This window comes from Listeria valentina, from assembly GCF_011800755.1.
Taxonomy (GTDB): domain Bacteria; phylum Bacillota; class Bacilli; order Lactobacillales; family Listeriaceae; genus Listeria; species Listeria valentina.
In genome coordinates this window covers 1-1,254 of record NZ_JAATJW010000139.1, presented here as the reverse complement: position 1 = coordinate 1,254, position 1,254 = coordinate 1, and the positions used below count along the sequence as shown (strand labels likewise).

Below are 1,254 nucleotides of genomic sequence, written 5' to 3'. Positions count from 1 at the left end.
TATTAACATAGACCAACTCAAATTAATAAATCCAAATATTTTAGCCGAAATTAAAAACATTGCAATTAGTAGAAGCATGTTTTCACCTCACAAAAAGCTCTGCGAAACAGGACTTTATTCTTCACTATTATTGACAAAGAAACTTAATAATTCTCTGCCAAACTTAGAAATTCGCAAATTATCTTTGCTTTTCAATTTTAAACGATCTTTTTTATATAGACTTACCTTTTTATCCTTACCATTCAGATTACGAGTAATATTCACAATAGATTCTTGCATATTATTAAGCAGTTTCTCCATTTTTGTTAAATCATCAAGTTCATAACGATCAACTTGTGACTGAATAAGTCCGAATCTCGAGAGATTTTCTCTTACTGCATTATATTGATCGTAAGTAATATTGAACTCTTCTAATACATTTTCATAAGTACCTTCTTGACCAAGAGTTGAATAAAATTTTAATACTCCTAAATCTAATAGCGTTAGTCTATCTAACATATCATAATACATATAAGCTATATCAAAAGATAATTCTTCGTGTTCGGATAAATAAACAAACCCTTTGACCATGTACTCAATTTTCTCTTCTTGAATGGTATCAGCTACTTTTTCGTACATTAATTCAGCTATATCATCAAGTTTCCCTTTGTCATCATCTGACATAGTTGCTAAGTTTTTTGAAATTATATCTACTTTAGCTGATAAACATTTATACATTTTTTCAATTCTGTTAAATCTTCTATTGTATTTAAGGCTTGTATACACGTGACCAACTCCCGGTATAAAGGAAAATACGGTATCTATTCCAAAATCAGCAGCAAGCTCTGCACCACCCTCTAGCGTCTCTCCAACCCACTTTTTCAGACCTTCTGCGCTGTAAGTACCAGCTGTTTCAGTTAATGACTCAACAATAGCTCCCTTTCTTTCCCTTGCTTTTTCTCCCAATTAGATTCCCACCTTTTTTACTTTTAATATATCAAGTAAAAACCCCCTGTTCAAATCCAAACAGGAGGAAAAGGGAATTTAAGAACCCGAGAAGCAGATACCACATATAATACTTTTTTTGACTGGTTGCCTGCTCCCGAGTTCTCATATATAGGTGGCAGGTGTGCGACAAAATTAGCACATTTGCATGCAAAATAAACTTTCGTCAATTTGATTCTGGATTTTTTCTTTTCCTCTTTTGAGATATTCACGGACTGAACGTATACTTATTTCTAATTCGTCCGCAATTTGAGAGTAAGATTTTAATCT

At 32.5% G+C, this 1,254-nt stretch carries 2 protein-coding genes; both read right to left on the bottom strand.

Annotation, left to right across the window (positions count from 1 at the left end):
- Positions 1-114 precede the first annotated feature (114 nt).
- The gene (locus HCK02_RS13835) at positions 115-945 is read right to left on the bottom strand and encodes a hypothetical protein (protein ID WP_167630678.1); all 831 of its coding nucleotides are present in this window, start codon (positions 943-945) and stop codon (positions 115-117) included.
- Between the two features lie 174 nt (positions 946-1,119).
- Positions 1,120-1,254: sigma factor-like helix-turn-helix DNA-binding protein (locus tag HCK02_RS13830; RefSeq protein WP_343034613.1), on the bottom strand; the 135-nt coding region annotated here is incomplete at its 5' end.